We start from the raw sequence: 20,493 nt of genomic DNA on the forward strand, positions 1-20,493 counted from the left end.
GGTGAAAGGCGAAACGTGACCACAGGCACGAAGACCAGCACCCGCGCAACGCGAGCGAAGGACACCGAGGCCGAAGAGATCGTCGAGGAGACGCCCGCGAAGAAGCCGGCGACGAAGGCGACCGCCAAGAAGTCCGGCAGCCGCTCCGCGAAGAACGCCTCGAAGACGGCCTCGTCGAAGTCCGTCGACAACGACGATGAGATCGACGACGACGAGGTCGACGCCGAGGACATCGAGGACGGCGACGACACCTCGGCGGAGGACGACGCCGACGACGACGGCGATGAGGGCGACGCGAAGTCCGGCAAGAAGGGCTCGGACGGCGCCTCGGAAGCCAAGAAGAGTGCCGCAGAGCCGCTGCCCACCGGCGCCATCGTCATCTCGTCGAACGACGACGAAGACGTGCCGATCTACTCCACGCAGATCACCGGCGCGACAGCGGATCCCGTCAAGGACTACCTGAAGCAGATCGGCAAGGTCCCGCTCCTGAACGCGGCCGAAGAGGTCGAGCTGGCGATGCGGATCGAGGCCGGCCTGTTCGCGGAGGAGAAGCTGTCGAACATGTCGGCGGCCGAGAAGTCCTCGCAGCTCGGGCTCGACCTGCAATGGGTCGCCCGCGACGGGCAGCGCGCCAAGAGCCACCTGCTGGGTGCAAACCTCCGCCTGGTCGTGTCGCTCGCCAAGCGCTACACGGGTCGAGGCATGCAGTTCCTGGATCTGATCCAGGAGGGGAACCTCGGTCTCATCCGCGCGGTGGAGAAGTTCGATTACACCAAGGGCTTCAAGTTCTCCACCTACGCGACGTGGTGGATCCGTCAGGCGATCACTCGAGCCATGGCCGACCAGGCCCGCACGATCCGCATCCCCGTCCACATGGTGGAGGTCATCAACAAGCTCGCGCGAGTGCAGCGCCAGATGCTGCAGGACCTCGGCCGCGAGCCGACTCCGGAAGAGCTCTCCAAGGAGTTGGACATGACCCCGGAGAAGGTCATCGAGGTGCAGAAGTACGGCCGCGAGCCGATCTCGCTGCACACCCCGCTCGGCGAAGATGGTGACAGCGAATTCGGTGACCTCATCGAGGACACCGAGGCGGTCGTCCCCGCTGACGCGGTCGGCTTCACGATGCTGCAGCGTCAGCTGGAGTCGCTGCTGGACTCGCTCTCGGAGCGCGAGGCGGGTGTGATCCGCATGCGCTTCGGCCTGGGTGACGGACAGCCCAAGACGCTGGATCAGATCGGCGACACCTTCGGTGTCACGCGTGAGCGCATCCGCCAGATCGAATCCAAGACGATGGCCAAGCTGCGTCACCCCTCGCGCTCGCAGTCGCTGCGGGACTACCTCGAGTGAGCGACGCGCCGAACGACGGCAAGGCCCTCACGACCACGATCGACGGGGAGGCCTTCGCCCGCATCCCGATTCGCACGCGCGTCGTGATGCCCGGCGATGATCTCGAGGAGTTCATCCGCGAGTATGCGGCGGGCGTGGTGCGCGAGGGCGACATCCTCTTCGTCACCGAGAAGATCGTGGCGATCACCCAGGGGCGGTCCTACCCCCTCGAGGAGATCAGGCCGCGCCGGCTCGCGCGTCTCTTGTCGCGGTTCGTTGTGCGGACGCCGTACGGCATCGGCCTGGGCATGCCGGAAACCATGGAGATGGCGCTCCGAGAATGCGGAACCCTGCGCATCCTGTTTGCGGCGGGCGTCTCAGCGGTGACGAAGCTCGTCGGACGTCGCGGCGATTTCTATCGCATCGCCGGCGATAAGGCACGCGCGATCGACGGTCCGACCCCCGGGACGATCCCGCCCTACAACAGGGCGGTCGTCCTCGGCCCAGAGCGACCTGGCGACGTCGCCGTCCAGCTGCAGGGTCTGCTGGGGATCCCCGCGCAGGTCGCGGTGGTCGACATCAACGACATCGGTGGCAACGTCCTCGGCTCCACGTTGTCTCGCGACGAGGAGCGGCGCCTGGTGGCGATCCTGTCCGACAATCCGCTCGGACAGGGGCACCAGTCGACGCCGCTCGGAATCGTCCGCCCGGCCTGAGCGGGCTGATCCCGGACGGCGTCGCGCGGGCTTCGTCAGTCCTCGTCGACGAGGCGCGCTGTCTCGTCGTGCCATGACGTGGCGACTTCGCGCAGCTTGTCCTCGTACTTGCGCCCGTGGTGCGCGCAGAACAGCAGTTCGCTGCCGTTGACCTCTGCGGCGATATAGGCCTGCGCTCCGCAGGAGTCGCATCGGTCCGCCGCCGTCAGACGGTAGTCGAGGACGGCGGCCGGGTCGGTGGGTGTCGAAATCGAGCTCATGTCGGTCCCTCCTCGAACGGTCGATCGATCGTGTCGTATAAGACAACCACGGCTTTGTTTCGAGAATGCCGCGAGAAGGTCACAGTTCGCTCACCGCGTACGGACGCGGGTTCGCTCGTGTGTCACCCCGGCGCGCGGTGGTGCCGGGGATATCCTTGGACGCTGTGACTGCCGAGTACTCCGCCCACCACCTGCAGGTTCTCGAAGGCCTCGAAGCGGTGCGGAAACGCCCCGGGATGTACATCGGCTCCACCGATTCGCGCGGTCTGATGCATTGCCTGTGGGAGATCATCGACAACTCCGTCGACGAGGCCCTCGGCGGTCACGGCGAGCGGATCGACGTGATCCTCCATCGCGACGGCAGCGTGGAGGTGGTCGACCGGGCGCGCGGCATCCCGGTCGACGCGGAACCGCGGACCGGGCTCTCCGGCGTCGAGGTCGTCTTCACGAAGCTCCACGCCGGAGGCAAGTTCGGGGGCGGCTCGTATGCGTCCTCGGGGGGTCTGCACGGGGTCGGCGCGTCTGTCGTGAACGCCCTGTCGGAGCGACTCGATGTCGAGGTGGACCGTGGCGGAAAGACGTGGGCCATGTCCTTTCATCGCGGCGAGCCGGGGGAGTTCGCCGGCGATTCCCCCGACAGCGCCTTCTCGCCTTACGAGCAAAGCAGCCGGCTTCGTCACGTCGGCAAGGCGCCCAAGGGGGTCACAGGAACCCGGATCCGCTATTGGGCCGACACCCAGATCTTCACGAAGGATGCCACCTTCGCTGTCGAGGAGCTGGAGCAGCGCGCGCGGCAGACCGCCTTCCTCGTGCCGGGCCTCGAGATCGTCATCCGTGATCAGCGCGGCGAGGAGCCGCGAGAGACGAGCTTTCGATACGACGGCGGCATCTCGGAGTTCGCGGAGTTCCTCGCCCCGGACGCGCCCGTGACCGATACGTGGCGCCTTCAGGGAGAAGGAACCTTCACCGAGACGGTCCCCGTCCTGCAGCCGACCGGAGCCATGGTGCCGACCGAGGTCGAGCGCACGTGCGAGGTCGACGTCGCGGTGCGCTGGGGCACCGGCTACGAGACCGTCGGGCGCAGCTTCGTGAACATCATCGCCACGCCGAAGGGCGGCACGCATCAGCAGGGCTTCGAGCAGGGCCTGCTGAAGGTCGTGCGGGCTCAGATCGAGGCCAACGCCCGTCGTCTGAAAGTGGGCAACGACAAGCTCGAGAAGGACGACATCCTCGCCGGCCTCACGGTCGTCCTGACCGTACGCCTGCCCGAACCGCAGTTCGAGGGGCAGACCAAGGAGGTGCTCGGAACCCCGGCCGTGCGCCAGATCGTCTCGAGCGTGGTGAGCAAGGGGCTGCAGGAGCGCTTCGCGTCCACCAAGCGGGATGACAAGTCGCAGACATCGCAGCTCATGGAGAAGATCGTCTCCGAGATGAAGGCGCGCATCTCGGCCCGAACGCACAAGGAGACGCAGCGCCGGAAGAACGCGCTCGAGTCCTCCTCGCTCCCCGCGAAGCTGGTGGACTGCCGCAGCAACGACGTGAATGACTCGGAACTGTTCATCGTCGAGGGCGACTCGGCTCTGGGGACAGCCAAGTTGGCGCGCAACAGCGAGTACCAGGCGCTTCTGCCGATCCGCGGCAAGATCCTGAACGTCCAGAAGGCGTCGGTCAGCGACATGCTCTCCAACGCCGAGTGCGCCTCGATCATCCAGGTCATCGGCGCCGGCTCGGGCCGATCGTTCGATCTTTCCGTCGCGCGCTACGGAAAGATCATCCTCATGAGCGACGCCGACGTCGACGGTGCGCACATCCGCACGCTTCTGCTGACGCTCTTCTTCCGCTACATGCGCCCGCTCATCGAGGAGGGACGCGTCTTCGCCGCGGTTCCGCCGCTGCACCGCGTCGTGGTGCAGCATCCCGGGTCGAAGCCGAACGAGACGATCTACACCTACTCCGAGAAGGAGCTGCACGCGCTGCTGGCGAAGCTGCGCAAAGCGGGGAAGAAGTGGCAGGAGCCGATCCAGCGCTACAAGGGCCTCGGCGAGATGGATGCGGAGCAGCTGGCGTCGACGACCATGGATCGATCCGGACGCATGCTCCGACGTGTGCAGCTGACCGACGCGGAAGCGGCGGCCACCGTGTTCGAACTCCTCATGGGAAACGAGGTCGCCCCCCGCCGAGAGTTCATCGTGGAATCCAGCGATCGGCTGGGACGCGAGCGCATCGACGCCTGACGCAGGGCTCGGCGCCGGCGCGGACGGTTCAGCGAACGCCCGTCCCGATGGACCCGACGGCGGCATCGAGCGGCGTGCCGGAGCCGTCTCGCTTCGCTCCCGACGGCGGCAGCGCGCGTGTCGCCCCCTCGGGTCCCACCGCGCGCGGATCGTCACCGACCCACGCGACGGTCAACGCATCCTCACCGCGCACGAAGCGCTGCGAACGCACTCCGCCGGTCGCCCGGCCCTTCGCGGGGAACTCCGTGAAGGCCGAGACCTTGGCGGAGCCGGCGTCGGCACCGGCGAGGGCGTCGGCGCTGCCGGCGACGGTGACGACGACGGTCTCCGTCGTCGCAGCGACGACGCCGAAGAAGATGGCGCGCTGTCCGTCGGCGAGACGGATGCCGGACATCCCGCCTGCGGAGCGTCCCTGGGGCCGCACGCTGGAGGCCTCGAATCGCAGCAGCTGCGCATCGGTGGTCACGAAGACGAGCTCCGACCCATCAGGGGCGGCCGAGGCGCCGATGACGCGATCTCCGTCCTTCAGGGCGATGATCTCCACGTCGGGCTTCGCGGCGATCTCGGCGGCCGAGACGCGCTTGACGATCCCGGCGGCCGTGCCGAGGGCCAGGGGCGGGTCGTCGGCGAGCGACACGAGCGCCACGACCTTCTCGTCCTTTCCGAGCGGCAGATACTGATCGACGCGTGCGCCGGCGGCGAGAGCGACGGAATTCCCGGGGACGGAGGGCAGGTCGACGGGGGAGAACCGCACCAGTCGACCGAGGGAGGTCACCGCGCCGACGTCGCCACGGGTCGTGGCGTCGACTCCGGAGCGAACGGCATCGTGCGAGGACCGACGGGTGGGGGCGACGAGACCCCCGCCGCCGACGTCGGGATCGAGATCGGCCCGCACCATGCGGCCGGTCGTCGACAGAAAGACGCGGCAGGGCGTGTCCGCGATCTGCAGATCGGCGGGAGCGGCCTTTCGCGAACGCGGCTGCACGGGCCCGCCGTTCAGCAGCATCGTGCGCCGCGGGGTGCCGAACATGTCGGCGGCGGTCCGGAGCTCTCTGGCGACCTGGGCGCGGAGCAGGGCGTCGCTGGCCAGCAGCTCCTCGAGGGCGGCGATGTCGGTCTTCAGCTGGTCCCGCTCGCCCTCCAGTTCGATGCGGCTGAACTTGGTGAGCCGACGCAAGCGCAGTTCGAGGATGTACTCCGCCTGTGGCTGAGAGAGGTCGAAGACGTCGATGAGCCGGGTGCGAGCCTGGTCGCCGTCATCGGAGGTGCGGATGACCTGGATGACCTCGTCGATGTCGAGGATCGCGATGAGCAGCCCCTCCACGAGGTGCAAGCGCTCCCTCTTGCGCTCCAGCCGGTAGCGGCTGCGGCGCGTGACCACCGAGATGCGATGCTCGAGGTAGACGCGGAGCAGGTCGCGGAGCCCGAGCGTCTGAGGCTGTCCCTCGACGAGTGCGACGTTGTTGAAGCTGAAGTTGTCCTCGAGAGGGGTCAGTCGGTAGAGCTGCTCGAGCACGGCCTTGGGATCGAACCCGGTCTTGATGCCGATGACCAGCCGCAGCCCGTGCCGACGGTCGGTGAGGTCGTTCACGTCGGCGATGCCCTGCAGCTTCTTCGCGGTGACGGCATCCTTGATCTTCTCGATGACGCGTTCGGGACCGACGAGGTAGGGAAGCTCGGTGACGACGATGCCGGTACGGCGCGGGCCGACCGGCTCGATGGAGGTCTTCGCACGCGTGCGGAACGAGCCGCGGCCATTCGTGTAGGCGTCCTTGATCCCGTCGAGCCCGACGATGATCCCGCCGGACGGGAGGTCGGGACCCGGAACGAATTCCATCAGTTCGTCGACCGTCGCGTCGGGGTTCTCCAGCAGATGCGTCGCCGCGGCCACGACCTCGATGAGGTTGTGGGGGGCCATGTTCGTGGCCATGCCCACGGCGATGCCGGAAGCGCCGTTGACGAGGAGGTTGGGGAAGGCCGCCGGCAGGACCTCGGGCTGCTGGAACTGGCCGTCGTAGTTCGGGATGAAGTCCACGACGTCTTCGTCGAGGTGCTCGGTGAGGGCGAGCGCGGCCGGCGCGAGGCGGGCTTCCGTATAGCGCGCGGCGGCGGGGCCGTCGTCGAGGGAGCCGAAGTTGCCGTGGCCGTCGACGAGGGGAACGCGCAGGGAGAAGGGCTGTGCCAGGCGCACGAGAGCGTCGTAGATCGCGGCGTCGCCGTGCGGGTGCAGCTTTCCCATCACCTCGCCGACGACACGCGCGCTCTTGACGTGCCCGCGGTCCGGTCGCAGTCCGAGTTCGGCCATCTGGTAGAGAATGCGCCGCTGCACCGGCTTGAGTCCGTCCCGCGCATCCGGGAGCGCGCGCGAGTAGATCACCGAGTACGCGTACTCGAGGAAAGACCCCTGCATCTCTGCGGAGACGTCGACGTCTTCGATGCGTTCTTCGGGCTGCGGTGCGGAGTCGGTGCGGGGCATGAAGGGTGAGGGCCTCGTGGAGGGGACGATCGATGGCCGTTTCACCCGTGTGGGAGACTGGCCGGGATGTCCACGAGCCTACCCGGCCCGTCGCCGCGCGCACGGAGCCTCACCGGAGTGCTGCCGGAGTCGATCGCCGCCATGGCGGGGGAGTCGACGTGGTTCGCGCCGGCGCGCAGCGTCGTGATCTTCCTCCTGGACGGTCTCGGTGCCGCGAACCTCACGGCGCGGGCGGGGCATGCGCGTTTCCTCGCCGCGGCCACGGGGCGGCGGGATGTTGCGCAGACGGTGTTCCCCTCCACGACGGCGGCCGCTCTGACAGCGCTGCTGACGGGCGAGCCTCCGGGCAGGAGCGGCATGGTCGGCTACCGCGCCTTGGTTCCCGGTGCAGACCGCATCGCGAACCAGCTGCGCGGCTGGGAGCAGGACGACCTGCCCGCGGACTGGCAGCGGGCGCGTCCGATTCTCGAGCGCGAGTCCGCGTCCGGGCGCGCGTGTTTCGTCGTCACCCGCGCCGAGTACGCGACGACCGGTTTCACGCAGTCGACAACGCGTGGTGCGGAGGTCATCGGCGTCGACGACCTCGACGAGAGGGTGGACCTCGCCGCGGACGTCGCCGGCCGAAACCCCGGTGCACTCGTCTACCTCTACGCCCCCGACCTCGATGTCGTCGGCCACCGCGCGGGCTGGGAGTCGGACGAGTGGTCGGCGATGCTCGAGCGCGTGGATGCGGCCGTGGTGAGAATGGCTCGACGGCTCCGACCCGACACCGGTCTGGTCGTCACCTCCGACCACGGCATGATCGACGTGCCCCGTCACCGACACGTGCTGTTCGGTGAGGGGGCTCTCACCGAAGGACTGCGGCACGTCGGTGGCGAGCCGAGGATGGTGCATCTGTATGCGGAGAGCGGCGCGGCGGATCACCTCGCGGAGAGGTGGAGGTCGTCCGAGTCATCCCGGTCGTGGGTGCTCACACGCGATGAGGCGATCGCAGCAGGACTGTTCGGGACGGTCGACGACGTCGTTCGGCCCCGGATCGGCGACGTCCTCGTCGCGGCGCGACAGAGCATTGCCTACTACGACGATCGGGTCACGGACACGTCGTCGCAGAAGATGGTCGGTCAGCACGGATCGCTGACGTCGGAGGAACGCACCGTCCCCCTCATCCGACTCGGAGCCTTCGCCCGATGAGGTCAGTCGTCGGTGCGCGCGCCGAAGACGATCTCATCCCACGAGGGCATCGACGTGCGGCCTTTGCGCCGCCCCGCTCCTTCGGCGATGACGATCGTGCGATCGTCGATCTCGTCGTCGGATGCGACGGGCTCGTCCTCGGATGATTCATAGCCGGGCTCGAGGGCGTCGAAGAGTGCCACGGGAGCGTTCGGATCCGATCGGTCGTCTTCGGGTTCGGGCAGCGGCTCCCGCTGCCCCCGGCGTCGACGCAGCGCCTCGAGGAGATCGGCGGTCTCGGCCGAGGTTGTGACCTCCGGGTCGGTTGCGCGCTTGGTCGCGGCCTGACGCACGGCCTGCGCGGTGGCCGGGGTGCTCGACGCCGCCGGCGCGGAGGCTTCGGCTTCGGCGTCGGGCACCCGGCGCGGGCCGAACGCTCCGCTGTCGAAGCGTGACTCGTCCTTGCCGGCGTTGTCGAGCGCGCGGAGGCGCGGGATGAGCCCCTCGGGGAGCGAGCCCTGGCGGGAGAGCTGAACGGCATCGCCGTTCTGCGGCGACAGGGTGGACCGCCGCGGATCGAAGCCCCATCGCGCGTCGTGCTCGATCCCCGCGGAGGTGAACTCGAGCTTCACGACCCATCCGCTCTGCTCCTTCCAGCTCGTCCATCGCTCGCCGCCGGCACCCGCCTCGGCGAGCTTCGCCCGCACGGCGGTGCCGAAGCTCACGTGCGCATCGTGGTCGAGTTCGGAGCCCATCAGGACGGGGACGGCCAGAGCCTGTCCGACGATGTGCTCGCGCTCGGCGAGCACCGGACGCTCGAAGCGCTGCACATCTTCGACACGCAGCCCCAGCAGGTCTGCGACCTCCTTGGTCGACAGGCCGGCGCGGATGTGCGACTGGATCTCCCGCGGACTCGCCCGCTTCTCGGGGGCATCCGACTCGCGTCTGACGCGGCGGAGCTCGGCCCGCAGCACGTCGTCGAGGGCGAGCGCGAAGCGATCTCCGGCCTCGGTCGCGACGACGAGACGGTCGTCTTCGGTGCCGATCACTCTGAGCTGTTCCATGCCAATCGCCTCTCCGGTTCGGCGTACGTCGCCCATGCTGACACAGCGGTTCGCCGGCGCTGGGAATATCGCGGGCGCGCCGCGAGTTCGACCCCGAGCGCGCCGGCCGTGATCCGCATTTGCGAAATCCGGAGCGGTCGTGCAAACTAACGCCGCCCCGATGGGCACACAGCAATCTTCTGGGAAGTAGAGACCGTCACGAATGGCTACTGATTACGACGCTCCGCGCAAGTCCGAAGACGAGAGCGAGTCGATCGAAGCGCTCAAGGAGCGCGTGCCCGACAAGATGTCGGGATCGGTCGACGTCGAGGACTCCGACAACCCCTCGGGCTTCGAACTGCCGGGCGCCGACCTGTCCGATCTCGAGCTGGATGTGGTGGTCCTCCCGCCGCAGCAGGACGAGTTCACCTGCATGAGCTGCTTCCTCGTCAAGCACCGCTCGCAGGTCGATCACGAAGAGGCGATCGGCTTCATCTGCACGGAGTGCTCGTAGCCGAGGCCCGCCGCACCGCCGCGGCCAGGCGGTCGGGTGTCCGCGAGGAGAGGTACCACGCGGGAACCGGATCGTCGGGATCATCGATCGGGATCACGACGACGCCGTGGATGCCTCCGCGCAGCAGATGCCACGCGCGCGGATGAAGACCGGGGCCACGGGCCTGGCGGGCATCCTCGCCGGTGAGTGCGACGGGGGCGCCGAGATGGCACGCGTCGATGTGCGCGCGGCCGGCGCGAAGGCGCCCGCCCGTCACCTCGATCCGGGGCGACAGGACGATCCAGACCGCGACGGATCCGAGTCCGACGACGGCGCCCGCCGCGAGCGCGAGCGTGGTGTCCACCGGGACGAACACGAGGGCTGCCATCGGCCCCGCGAGCGCGGCGGCGACCAGGCTCCACAGCGACGGGCTCAGACGCTCGCGATAGTTCACGGCGCCTTCCGCGCCGACGTCGACAGCTCTGTTCTGCATTACCCTCGTTGCGTGACCGAATCGGTGGATGTCCTCATTATGGCCCGTGAGGCCCCGCTCTACGCGCACCCCGGCGATGCCGGAGCCGATCTGGTGGCCGCCGAGGCGGTGCGCCTCGAGCCCGGTGAGCGCGCGCTGGTCGGCACCGGCGTCCGCATCGCACTTCCGGACGGTCACGTCGGATTCGTCGTTCCGCGCAGCGGCCTGGCGTCGAAGCACGGCATCACGGTGGTGAACGCGCCGGGCACGGTGGATGCCGGCTACCGGGGCGAGGTCAAGGTCGCGTTGCTGAACACCGACCCACGAGAGCCCTACACGATCCGGGAGGGCGACCGCATCGCGCAGCTGATCGTGATGCCGATCCCGCCGGTGCGGTTCGTGCCGGTGGACGAATTGCCCGACAGCACCCGGGGCGACGGCGGCTTCGGCTCGACGGGCTACCAGAAGGATGGAGCATCCTCATGACCGAATCCACTCCCGTCGACCGCGCGACCTCGGGACCCTTCGATGACAGCGAGGCCAATCCGGTCCGCCCGTACATCGACCTGGGCGGCATCAAGATCCTGCCGCGGGAGGGTCTGAACCTGCGCCTGGAGGTCGAGGAGCAGACCAAGCGCATCGTCGCCGTCGGGCTGGACTACGCCGAATCGACGCTCCAGGTGCAGCCCTTCGCCGCGCCGCGCTCGAGCGGCCTGTGGGACGAGACGCGGGAACAGATCCGTGAGCAGGTACGCACCCAGGGCGGTCGCGTCGAGGAGCGCGAAGGTCCGCTGGGTCACGAGCTGCTGGCCGAGGTGCCGGTTTCGGCGGCGGACGGGTCGACGGGCAAGCGACTCGCCCGATTCATCGGTGTCGACGGTCCGCGCTGGTTCCTGCGCGGCGTCATCGGGGGAGCCGGCGCCGCCGACGCGGGTGCGGCGGCGAAGGTCGAGGACCTGTTCCGGTCGATCGTGGTGGTGCGAGGGGGCTCTCCGATGCCGCCGCGCGACCTCATCCCCCTCAAGATGCCGGCCACGCCGGGTTCTGCGTGACCGGCGAGAGCACCGCCGCGCCCGACGAGTCCGAGCCGCAGGAGAAGACGGCGACCGGGTCGGCCGACGCGAAGGGACCTTCGGCTCCGGACGCCATCGGGGCGGCCCTCGGGCAGGCTGCGCGGCGCGCGGGCATCGATCCCGCTGAGGAGGCGTCGACCGGTCACGTCGTCTGGCGGGCGATGGGCGGTGTGCGGGGCATCCTCGAATCGGTGCTCCCGGGGCTGGTGTTCATCGTGGTCTTCACCATCACGATCGATCCGGACTCCGGCGACGGCGATCTCTGGCTCTCCCTCGGCCTGTCGGTCGGTGTGGCGGCTGTCTTCACGGCGGCGCGCCTGCTCGCCCGGCAGCCGGTCACGGCCGCGGTGGGGGGTCTCGTCGCGGCCGTGGTCGCGGCGGCGTTCGCTCTGCTCACCGGAGATGCGAGCAACAACTTCGTTCCGGGGTTCGTGACCAATGCGGTCTACGGCTCGGCGCTGCTGATCTCGGCGCTGGCCGGGTGGTCGCTGATCGGACTCGCCGCGGGGTTCCTCCTCGGCGAAGGCACCGCGTGGCGCAAGGATCGACGCAAGCGGCGCGTCTATTTCTGGCTGGCGATCGCGTGGGCGGCGCTGTTCGCCGCGCGCCTGGCCGTGCAGCTGCCGCTCTACTTCGCCGGCGAGGTGACGGCGCTCGGAACGCTGAAGCTCGTCATGGGACTGCCGCTGTTCGCACCGATGCTCGCTGTCACCTGGTTGGCCGTGCGAGCGCTCCACCGTCAGTCGGTCCGGTGATAGTATTTATCTCGACATCGAGATAAATACGTGCCCCTGAGTAAGGTCCGCCTTGCTGGTCACGCACGCGCGTGAGGGGCGAAGATGGGGAAGCCGGTCCCATACCCGGGGCCCGCCGGCGACGAAGGAGACGGACGTGTCCACAGTTGACAGCTTCGGTGCCAAGAGCACCCTGACGGTCGGCAGCACCGACTACGAGATCTTCCGCATCGACACCGTTCCCGGGTACGAGAAGCTGCCGTTCAGCCTGAAGGTGCTTCTGGAGAACCTCCTGCGCACCGAGGACGGCGCCAACGTCACGAAGGCGCAGATCGAAGCGCTGGGCGGATGGGACCCTCAGGCGGAGCCCGACACGGAGATCCAGTTCACTCCGGCGCGCGTGGTCATGCAGGACTTCACCGGTGTGCCGTGCATCGTGGACCTGGCCACCATGCGCGAGGCCGTGACGGCTCTGGGAGGGGATCCGAAGAAGATCAACCCGCTCTCGCCCGCCGAGATGGTGATCGACCACTCCGTCATCGCGGACCTCTTCGGCTCCGAGAACGCGCTGGAGCGCAACGTCGAGATCGAGTATCAGCGCAACGGCGAGCGCTACCAGTTCCTGCGCTGGGGCCAGACCGCCTTCGACGACTTCAAGGTCGTGCCGCCGGGGACCGGCATCGTGCACCAGGTGAACATCGAGCACCTGGCGAAGGTCATCTACGACCGCAGCGTCGACGGCGTGCTGCGGGCCTACCCCGACACGTGTGTCGGCACCGACTCCCACACCACGATGGTGAACGGCCTCGGCGTGCTCGGTTGGGGCGTCGGTGGCATCGAAGCCGAAGCCGCGATGCTCGGCCAGCCCGTGTCGATGCTCATTCCGCGCGTCGTCGGCTTCAAGCTCACCGGAGAGATCCCCGCGGGCGTCACCGCCACCGACGTCGTGCTCACGATCACCGACATGCTGCGCAAGCACGGCGTCGTCGGGAAGTTCGTGGAGTTCTACGGCGACGGTGTCGGATCGGTTCCCCTGGCCAACCGTGCGACGATCGGCAACATGAGCCCGGAGTTCGGCTCGACGGCGGCGATGTTCCCCGTCGACGATGTGACCCTGGACTACCTGCGGCTGACGGGTCGCGACGAACAGGCCGTCTCGCTGGTCGAGCAGTACGCGAAGCAGCAGTCGCTGTGGCACGATCCCTCGCGCGAACCCGCCTTCAGCGAGTACATGGAGCTCGACCTGTCGACCGTCGTCCCGTCCATCGCCGGCCCGAAGCGTCCGCAGGACCGCATCCTGCTGGCCGAGGCGAAGGAGCAGTTCGAGAAGGATCTCACCAACTACGCCGACGTCGACCACGATCTGGTCGACCTCACGATCTCCGAGTCCTTCCCCGCATCGGACCCGCCCGGACTGAGCCCGGAGGATTCCGAGAGCGAGCACGAGCACCACCACCGCTCGCACGCGCCCAAGGTCGCCTCCAAGCCCTCACCGGTGACCACCGCCGACGGCGCGTCCTTCACGCTCGACCACGGCTCCGTCGCGCTGGCGGCGATCACCTCGTGCACCAACACCTCGAACCCGTCGGTCATGATCGCCGCTGGGCTCCTCGCGAAGAAGGCGCTCGACAAGGGCCTGAAGAGCAAGCCGTGGGTCAAGACCACCCTCGGGCCCGGTTCGAAAGTCGTCACGGACTACTACGAGAAGTCCGGGTTGGACAAGGCCCTCGAAGGCCTCGGGTTCTACACGGTCGGCTACGGATGCACGATCTGCATCGGCAACTCGGGTCCGCTCATCGAAGAGGTCTCCACGGCGATCAACGACAACGATCTCGCGGTGACCGCGGTGCTCTCGGGCAACCGTAACTTCGAGGGTCGCATCAGCCCCGACGTGAAGATGAACTATCTCGCGTCGCCGCCGCTCGTGGTCGCCTATGCGCTGGCCGGATCCATGAACTTCGACTTCGAGAGCGATCCGCTGGGCACGGACAGCGACGGCAACGACGTCTTCTTGTCGGACATCTGGCCGGCGACGGACGAAGTGCAGGAGATCATCGACTCCTCGATCTCCCGTGAGCAGTTCATCAAGCAGTACGCGACGGTGTTCGAAGGCGACGAGCGCTGGAAGAGCCTGCCGACCCCCAGCGGCCCGACGTTCGAGTGGGCCGAGGACTCGACGTACGTCCGCAAGGCGCCGTACTTCGACGACATGACGATGGAGCTGACGCCGGTGCAGGACATCACCGGCGCGCGGGTCATGGCGACCCTGGGCGACTCCGTCACCACAGACCACATCAGTCCGGCGGGCAACATCAAGCCCGGCACCCCCGCGGCCGAGTACCTCACCGAACACGGCGTGGAGCGCAAGGACTTCAACTCGTACGGCTCGCGCCGGGGGAACCACGAGGTGATGATCCGTGGCACGTTCGCGAACATCCGCCTCAAGAACTCCCTCGTCGCGGCGGTCAACGACGGCCAGGTCGTCGAAGGCGGCTACACGCGGGACTTCACCCAGCCGGGTGGGCCGCAGTCGTACATCTACGACGCCAGCATGAACTATCAGGCGCAGGGCACGCCGCTCGTGGTGTTCGGCGGCAAGGAGTACGGGTCCGGTTCGTCGCGCGACTGGGCGGCCAAGGGCACCCGGCTGCTGGGCGTCAAGGCGGTCATCACGGAGAGCTTCGAGCGCATCCACCGCTCGAACCTCATCGGAATGGGTGTCGTGCCGCTGCAGTTCCCGGCCGGTGAGAGCTGGGAGTCCCTCGGTCTCGACGGCACCGAGATCATCTCGATCACCGGTCTCGAGAAGCTGAACGAAGGGGTGACGCCCAAGACCGTGCGTGTCACCGCCGAGCCGAGTGAGTTCTCGGCCGACGGGGCGAAGACGATCGAGTTCGATGCGACCGTGCGGATCGACACTCCCGGTGAGGCCGACTACTACCGCAACGGCGGCATCCTGCAGTACGTGCTGCGCTCGCTCGTCTGACCTGCGCAGGAGGTGAGGCCCCGGCTCGATCGAGCCGGGGCCTCACCCGTCTGCGCCTGTCGGCGGATAGACTGACGGCCAGGCGTCTCGAACCGATGAGCCGGAGCCATGGACGACGACGAAGAGGGCACGATGGCGATTCTCCCCTCGATCAGAGGACCACGAGATCTCGACCGACTCAGCGTCGCGCAGCTGCGGCAGCTGGCCGAGGAGGTTCGCGCCTTCCTCGTGGAGAACGTGTCACGCACGGGTGGACACCTGGGACCGAACCTCGGGGTCGTGGAACTCACCATCGCGCTTCATCGCGTCTTCGACTCGCCCCGGGATCCGTTCGTGTTCGACACCGGCCATCAGTCCTACGTCCACAAGATGCTCACCGGCAGGCAGGACTTCGCCGGCTTGAGATCACGTGGCGGCCTCGCGGGCTACCCGCAGCGTGCGGAGAGCGAGCACGACGTCGTGGAGTCCTCGCACGCGTCGAGCTCGCTGAGCTGGGCCGACGGGATCTCCCGCGCGCTGACCCGCACCGGCCGGGACGACCGGCACGTCGTCGCCATCGTCGGCGACGGATCGCTGACCGGAGGAATGACCTGGGAGGCGCTCAACAACATCGCGATCGCCAAGGACAGCCGGCTGGTCATCGTCGTCAACGACAACGGCCGCTCCTACACCCCCACCATCGGCGGCCTGGCCACGGCGCTCTCCAGCCTGCGCACCGACCCGCGCTACGAGCACGTCCTCGACGCGGTCAAGAAGCGCCTCAACGCCGTCCCCGGGGTGGGCCCGGCGGCCTACGACGCGCTCCACGCGATGAAGAAGGGCCTCAAGGACGCGCTGGCGCCGCAGGGCCTCTTCGAGGACCTCGGGCTGAAGTACGTCGGCCCCGTCGACGGCCACGACCGGGCCGCGATGGAGACCGCGCTCACGCAGGCCAAGCGCTTCGGGGGCCCGGTGATCGTGCACGCCCTGACCCGCAAGGGCTACGGCTACGACCCCGCCGAGCGCCACGAGGCCGACCAGTTCCACGCGCCCGGCCCCTTCGACGTCCAGACGGGCGCGGAGAAGCCCAAGGGGCGCATCTGGACCGACCACTTCTCCGAGGCGATGGTCGACCTCGGCCACCGCCGCAAGGACGTCGTCGCGATCACGGCCGCGATGATGCACCCGGTGGGTCTCGACGCCTTCGAGCGGCACTTCCCGGAGCGCACCTTCGACGTCGGCATCGCCGAGCAGCACGCCGTCGCCTCGGCCGCCGGCCTCGCCTACGGCGGGCTGCACCCTGTCGTGGCCATCTACGCGACCTTCATGAACCGGGCGTTCGATCAGATGCTGATGGATGTCGGACTCCACAGAGCGGGTGTGACGTTCGTGCTGGACCGGGCGGGGGTGACCGGCCCCGACGGGCCCAGCCATCACGGCATCTGGGATCTCGCGATGCTGCAGATCGTTCCGCACATCCGCATCGCCGTGCCACGGGACGCGGAGCGCCTCCGTGAGGAGTTCCGTGAAGCGCTGACCGTCGAGGACGCGCCGACCGTGGTCAGGTTCCCCAAGGGCGCGGTGGCGCCGGACCTGCCTGCACTCGAACGGCTGCCGGACGGCGTCGACGTGCTCGCCCGCATCGACGAGCAGGATGTGCTGCTGGTCGGGATCGGCCCGATGGCACACGTCGCCGTGGAGGTCGCCGAGCGCCTGCGGGCGCAGGGGATCGGCTCGACCGTGATCGACCCGCGGTGGGCGATCCCGGTGCAGCGTTCGGTGATCGGCCTCGCGGCGACGCATCGGCTCGTGATCACGATCGAGGACGGCATCCGCGTCGGAGGCATCGGCACGCGCGTCCGTCAGGTGCTTCGCGAGTCCGGGGTCGATACGGCGGTGGACGAGCTCGGGGTCCCCGACGAGTTCATCGATCACGCTGGTCGTGAGGAGATCCTGCGGGATGCCGGGCTCACCGCCGCGAAGATCGCGCAGGACGTGGTCGCCCAGGTGCTCGGCACACGCCTGCCCATCGCCCGCGGCGCGGGCGAGCCCGTGACTGATGACATCGCCGATCTCGCGGGCCGGAGCGACGAGGACTGAGACGAAGAGCCCGCCGACCTGGCACGGTCGGCGGGCTCTTCGCGGTGATCTCAGCCGGCGATACCGACGATCTTCGGGTGGTGGAAGCTGTCTCCGAAGACGCGCTCGGACGCTCCTTCGCGGTCGAGGTACGGGGATGCGCCGCCATCGATGAAGGGCCAGCCTGCCCCGAGGATCAGACAGAGGTCGATGTCCTCGACCTCGGGGACGACGCCCTGCTCGAGCATGATGAAGATCTCCTGCGCCAGACCGTCCTGGACCCGGCGGAGGATCTCGTCCTCGGTCGACGGGGAGTCGCCGACGGCGCCCTTCAGGACCTTCTCCGCATCCTTGGACCACCCGGTGACCCGTCCGGCCTTGTCCTTCTCGACGACGCGATCGAGCGCGGCGAGCTCGTGGAAGTTCTCCGACGCGTAGAAGCGGTCGGGGAAAGCCGTGGCCATCGTGTCCTGCACGTGGGCCGCGACCTTCCATCCGACGAGGTCGATCAGCTGGAACGGTGTCATCGGGAGTCCGAGGGGACGGAAGGCGTTCTCGACCGTCAGCAGCGGTGTTCCCTCGTAGACGGCTCGTGCTGCTTCGCCCATGACCTTCGCCAGCAGGCGGTTCACCACGAAGCCGGGAGCGTCGGCGGTGAGGACCGCGTTCTTCCCGAGCCCCTTGGCGACGACGAACGCGGTCGCGAGTGCCTCGTCGGCGGTCTTCGGGGTCTTCACGATCTCGATCAGCGGCATGACCGCGACGGGGTTGAAGAAGTGGAAGCCCACCAGGCGTTCCGGATGCTCCAGCGTGGAACCGATCTCCTCCACGGAGAGCGACGACGTGTTCGTCGCGAGGATGGCGTCGTCCGCGATGATCTTCTCGATCTCGCCGAAGACCTGCTGCTTGACTCCGACCTCCTCGAACACCGCCTCGATCACGAAGTCGCAGTCCGCATACTCGGACGTGTCGACGGTTCCGCGCACCAGTGCACGCAGGCGATTCGCTGCGTCGGCGTCGAGGCGCCCTTTGGACTCGAGCTTGCCGATCTCCTCGTGGATGTACGCGATGCCCTTGTCGACACGCGCCTGATCGAGATCGGTGATGAGCACGGGGACCTGGAGCTTGCGCACGAAGAGGAGGGCGAATTGGCTCGCCATAAGGCCGGCGCCGATGACGCCGACCTTGCCGACCTTCTTCGCGAGCCCCTTGTCCGGTGCACCGACGGGACGCTTCGCGCGCTTCTGCACCAGGTCGAACGCGTACATCGACGCGGCGAACTGGTCGCCGCTGACGAGTTCTGCGAGGGCCTCGTCCTCGCGGGCGAAGCCCTCCTCGCGCGTGCCGCTCTTGGCGCGGTCGAGGAGGTCGAGGGCGACGTACGGGGACGCGGGGACGGTCCCGATCCTGGACTCCAGCATGTTCCGTGCCATCTTGACGGCGATCGGCCATTTGGTGAGGCGTTCGATCTTGCCGGGCTGGTTCCGGCGTTCCACCTTGATCGACCCGCCGAGCACGCCGTCAGCCCATCGCAGGGAGTCTTCGAGGTAGTTCGCGGCGGGGAAGATCGCATCCACGATGCCGAACTCGAACGCCTGCGCCGGCTTGAGCATCCGGTTCTGCTTGAGCGGGTTCGAGATGACCACCTCGAGCGCGTTCTCGATACCGATCAGGTTGGGGAGGAGATAGGCCCCACCCCAGCCCGGGATGATGCCGAGGAAGACCTCGGGGAGGGCGATCGCGGCGGCCGAGGCATCGACGGTGCGATATGTGGAGTTGAGCGCGATCTCCAGGCCGCCGCCCAACGCGAGCCCGTTCACGAACGTGAAGGAGGGAACGCCGAGATCGGCGAGCTTGCCGAGCACGTGGTGACCGAGCTGCGCCACCTTGCGGGCGTTCTCCCGCGATCCGACGAGAGTGATGTCGGACAGGTCGGCGCCGGCGGCCAGGATGTACTGCTTGCCGGTCACGGCGACCGCATCGATCTGACCGGAGGCCGCACGGTCCTTCAGTTCGTCGAGGCGCTCGTTCAGCTCGACGAGCGTTCGGGGACCGAGCGTGTTGGGACGGTTGTGGTCACGCCCGTTGTCGAGCGTGATGAGGGCAAGAGTCCGGCCCGAGGGCAGGCGAACGTCGCGCACGAGCGAGTGCGTGACGACCTCGTCGTCGGAGAGGGTCAGCAGGGGCGTGAAGTCGATCTGATCGTAGGTGCTCATGAGGCCGCTCACTTCCTGCGCTTCTTGCCGTCGTAGTGGGGGTTCTCCCAGACCACCGAACCGCCCTGGCCGAGCCCCACGCACATCGCCGTGAGGCCGTATCGCACGTCGGGGCGCTCGGCGAACTGCGCCGCGAGCTGGATCATGAGACGGACTCCGGATGCGGCGAGCGGATGCCCGAGCGCGATCGCTCCACCCCACTGGTTGACGCGCGGGTCGTCGTCGGCGATGCCGAAGTGGTCCAGGAGCGAGATCACCTGGACGGCGAACGCTTCGTTCAGCTCGAACAGACCGATGTCGTCGATCGTCAGGCCGGCCTTCCTGAGGGCCTTCTCGGTCGACGGGATGGGGCCGATGCCCATGATCTCGGGCTGCACGCCCGCGAAAGCGAACGAGACGAGTCGCATCTTCGGCGCGAGGCCGAGCTCCTTCACCGCGCCACCACCGGCGAGCAGCGACATGGTCGCACCGTCGGTGAGCGGGGAGGAGGTTCCCGCGGTCACGCGACCGTGAGGACGGAACGGGGTCTTGAGACCGGCGAGATCGGCCATCGTCGTCTGCGGACGACGACCTTCGTCCTCGGTGGCGAGCGCCCACGCACCTTCGGCGTCCTTGATCGCGACGGGAACGAGGTCGGCCTGCAGCTTGCCCGCATCGTAGGCGGCCTGCGCCTTGTGCTGGCTGAGCATGCCGAAACGATCTGAGCGCTCCTTGGTGAGATGCGGGAAGCGATCGAAGATCCGCTCCGCGGTCACGCCCATGTTGAGCGCGCCGGGGTCCACCATCTTCTCGGCGACGAAGCGGGGGTTGGGGTCGGCGTTGGACCCGATCGGGTGATGCCCCATGTGCTCGACCCCGCCCGCGAGAGCGAGGTCGTACATGCCGATCCCGATCGAGGCGGCCATCGTGGTCACACTGGTCATCGCACCGGCGCACATGCGGTCGATGGCGAATCCCGGAACGCTCTGGGGGAGTCCCGCGAGGATGGCGACACTTCGGCCCAGGGTCAGGCCCTGGTCGCCGGTCTGCGACGTCGCCGCGATGGCGACGTCGTCGATCCTCTCCTTCGGAACGTCGCCATTGCGCTCCATGAGTCCGATGGTCGCCTTCACGGCGAGATCATCCGATCGCGTGTTCCAGTACATGCCCTTCTCGCCGGCGCGCCCGAACGGGGTGCGCATTCCATCGACGAAGTAGACGTCCGAAAGCTCGGCCACTCTGCCTCCAAAGTTCAGG

Annotated in this window: 16 protein-coding genes; 10 read left to right on the forward strand and 6 right to left on the reverse strand. The window is 68.2% G+C overall.

Annotated features, from left to right (window positions below):
• The first annotated feature begins 15 nt into the window (after positions 1–15).
• Both B3S45_RS00950 and B3S45_RS00955 read left to right on the forward strand, forming a co-directional pair.
• Positions 16–1,347 carry an RNA polymerase sigma factor gene (locus tag B3S45_RS00950; protein ID WP_194383118.1) on the forward strand — a complete coding sequence of 444 codons (1,332 nt, stop codon included), beginning with the start codon at positions 16–18 and terminating at the stop codon, positions 1,345–1,347.
• Positions 1,344–2,042 (forward strand): coenzyme F420-0:L-glutamate ligase, encoded by a 699-nt coding sequence (locus B3S45_RS00955; protein ID WP_071043443.1) that lies wholly within the window; start codon positions 1,344–1,346, stop codon positions 2,040–2,042. Before B3S45_RS00950 ends, B3S45_RS00955 begins: the two co-directional genes overlap by 4 nt.
• 35 nt (positions 2,043–2,077) lie before the next feature.
• On the opposite strand, the gene B3S45_RS00960 is transcribed toward B3S45_RS00955, so the two are convergent.
• Entirely contained in the window at positions 2,078–2,302 is a 225-nt protein-coding gene (locus B3S45_RS00960) for a DUF7455 domain-containing protein (RefSeq protein WP_071043444.1), read from the reverse strand.
• 164 nt (positions 2,303–2,466) lie between these two features.
• Between B3S45_RS00960 and B3S45_RS00965 the strand changes: the two genes are divergently transcribed.
• Complete coding sequence (locus B3S45_RS00965; protein ID WP_286716911.1) at positions 2,467–4,536, forward strand: DNA gyrase/topoisomerase IV subunit B; 2,070 nt, start codon at positions 2,467–2,469, stop codon at positions 4,534–4,536.
• Positions 4,537–4,564: 28 nt separating this feature from the next.
• On the opposite strand, the gene B3S45_RS00970 is transcribed toward B3S45_RS00965, so the two are convergent.
• Positions 4,565–7,012, reverse strand: a complete 2,448-nt coding sequence (locus B3S45_RS00970; protein WP_286716913.1) for a DNA gyrase/topoisomerase IV subunit A — start codon at positions 7,010–7,012, stop codon at positions 4,565–4,567.
• Between the two features lie 66 nt (positions 7,013–7,078).
• On the opposite strand from B3S45_RS00970, the gene B3S45_RS00975 reads away from it, so the two are divergent.
• Positions 7,079–8,203 (forward strand): alkaline phosphatase family protein, encoded by a 1,125-nt coding sequence (locus B3S45_RS00975; protein ID WP_071043447.1) that lies wholly within the window; start codon positions 7,079–7,081, stop codon positions 8,201–8,203.
• 2 nt (positions 8,204–8,205) lie between these two features.
• Here B3S45_RS00975 and sepH read toward each other — a convergent pair whose 3' ends face one another.
• Complete coding sequence (gene sepH / locus B3S45_RS00980) at positions 8,206–9,246, reverse strand: septation protein SepH (protein ID WP_071043448.1); 1,041 nt, start codon at positions 9,244–9,246, stop codon at positions 8,206–8,208.
• A 202-nt stretch (positions 9,247–9,448) separates the two neighbouring features.
• On the opposite strand from sepH, the gene B3S45_RS00985 reads away from it, so the two are divergent.
• Positions 9,449–9,739, forward strand: a complete 291-nt coding sequence (locus B3S45_RS00985; RefSeq protein WP_071043449.1) for a DUF4193 domain-containing protein — start codon at positions 9,449–9,451, stop codon at positions 9,737–9,739.
• Here B3S45_RS00985 and B3S45_RS00990 read toward each other — a convergent pair.
• A complete protein-coding gene (locus tag B3S45_RS00990) occupies positions 9,717–10,211 on the reverse strand; it encodes a DUF3093 family protein (protein WP_286716919.1) in 495 nt (164 codons plus the stop codon). The genes B3S45_RS00985 and B3S45_RS00990 overlap by 23 nt on opposite strands.
• A gap of 12 nt (positions 10,212–10,223) precedes the next feature.
• Here B3S45_RS00990 and dut point away from each other — a divergent pair, with 12 nt between their 5' ends.
• From dut to dxs, 5 genes are all read left to right on the forward strand, one after another.
• Positions 10,224–10,676 carry a dUTP diphosphatase gene (gene dut / locus B3S45_RS00995; protein ID WP_071043451.1) on the forward strand — a complete coding sequence of 151 codons (453 nt, stop codon included), beginning with the start codon at positions 10,224–10,226 and terminating at the stop codon, positions 10,674–10,676.
• Positions 10,673–11,242: a DUF3710 domain-containing protein gene (locus B3S45_RS01000; protein ID WP_071043452.1), complete on the forward strand. Its 570-nt coding sequence runs from the start codon at positions 10,673–10,675 to the stop codon at positions 11,240–11,242. Before dut ends, B3S45_RS01000 begins: the two co-directional genes overlap by 4 nt.
• A 95-nt stretch (positions 11,243–11,337) precedes the next feature.
• Entirely contained in the window at positions 11,338–12,018 is a 681-nt protein-coding gene (locus B3S45_RS01005; RefSeq protein WP_286717088.1) for a DUF3159 domain-containing protein, read from the forward strand.
• Positions 12,019–12,154: 136 nt separating this feature from the next.
• Positions 12,155–14,983 carry an aconitate hydratase AcnA gene (gene acnA / locus B3S45_RS01010; protein ID WP_071043454.1) on the forward strand — a complete coding sequence of 943 codons (2,829 nt, stop codon included), beginning with the start codon at positions 12,155–12,157 and terminating at the stop codon, positions 14,981–14,983.
• A gap of 132 nt (positions 14,984–15,115) precedes the next feature.
• A complete protein-coding gene (dxs, locus tag B3S45_RS01015) occupies positions 15,116–17,062 on the forward strand; it encodes a 1-deoxy-D-xylulose-5-phosphate synthase (RefSeq protein ID WP_286717090.1) in 1,947 nt (648 codons plus the stop codon).
• A gap of 50 nt (positions 17,063–17,112) precedes the next feature.
• Here the strand turns inward: dxs and B3S45_RS01020 are convergent, their stop codons facing one another.
• Positions 17,113–19,257, reverse strand: coding sequence for a 3-hydroxyacyl-CoA dehydrogenase NAD-binding domain-containing protein (locus B3S45_RS01020; RefSeq protein WP_286716923.1), 2,145 nt, complete (start codon positions 19,255–19,257; stop codon positions 17,113–17,115).
• A gap of 8 nt (positions 19,258–19,265) precedes the next feature.
• Complete coding sequence (locus B3S45_RS01025) at positions 19,266–20,474, reverse strand: thiolase family protein (protein ID WP_071043456.1); 1,209 nt, start codon at positions 20,472–20,474, stop codon at positions 19,266–19,268.
• Positions 20,475–20,493 lie beyond the last annotated feature (19 nt).

Source organism: Microbacterium sp. UBA1612, assembly GCF_002321605.1.
GTDB lineage: Bacteria > Actinomycetota > Actinomycetes > Actinomycetales > Microbacteriaceae > Microbacterium > Microbacterium luteum.

What these genes read in the sequence shown, in the direction of transcription:
- B3S45_RS00990 (WP_286716919.1), bottom strand. Translation starts at nt 10,211, where the DNA reads ATGCAGAACAGAGCTGTCGACGTCGGCGCGGAAGGCGCCGTGAACTAT.
- B3S45_RS00975 (WP_071043447.1), top strand. Translation starts at nt 7,079, where the DNA reads ATGTCCACGAGCCTACCCGGCCCGTCGCCGCGCGCACGGAGCCTCACC.
- B3S45_RS01000 (WP_071043452.1), top strand. Translation starts at nt 10,673, where the DNA reads ATGACCGAATCCACTCCCGTCGACCGCGCGACCTCGGGACCCTTCGAT.
- B3S45_RS00985 (WP_071043449.1), top strand. Translation starts at nt 9,449, where the DNA reads ATGGCTACTGATTACGACGCTCCGCGCAAGTCCGAAGACGAGAGCGAG.
- dxs (WP_286717090.1), top strand. Translation starts at nt 15,116, where the DNA reads ATGGCGATTCTCCCCTCGATCAGAGGACCACGAGATCTCGACCGACTC.
- B3S45_RS01020 (WP_286716923.1), bottom strand. Translation starts at nt 19,257, where the DNA reads ATGAGCACCTACGATCAGATCGACTTCACGCCCCTGCTGACCCTCTCC.
- B3S45_RS00970 (WP_286716913.1), bottom strand. Translation starts at nt 7,012, where the DNA reads ATGCCCCGCACCGACTCCGCACCGCAGCCCGAAGAACGCATCGAAGAC.
- sepH (WP_071043448.1), bottom strand. Translation starts at nt 9,246, where the DNA reads ATGGAACAGCTCAGAGTGATCGGCACCGAAGACGACCGTCTCGTCGTC.
- B3S45_RS00960 (WP_071043444.1), bottom strand. Translation starts at nt 2,302, where the DNA reads ATGAGCTCGATTTCGACACCCACCGACCCGGCCGCCGTCCTCGACTAC.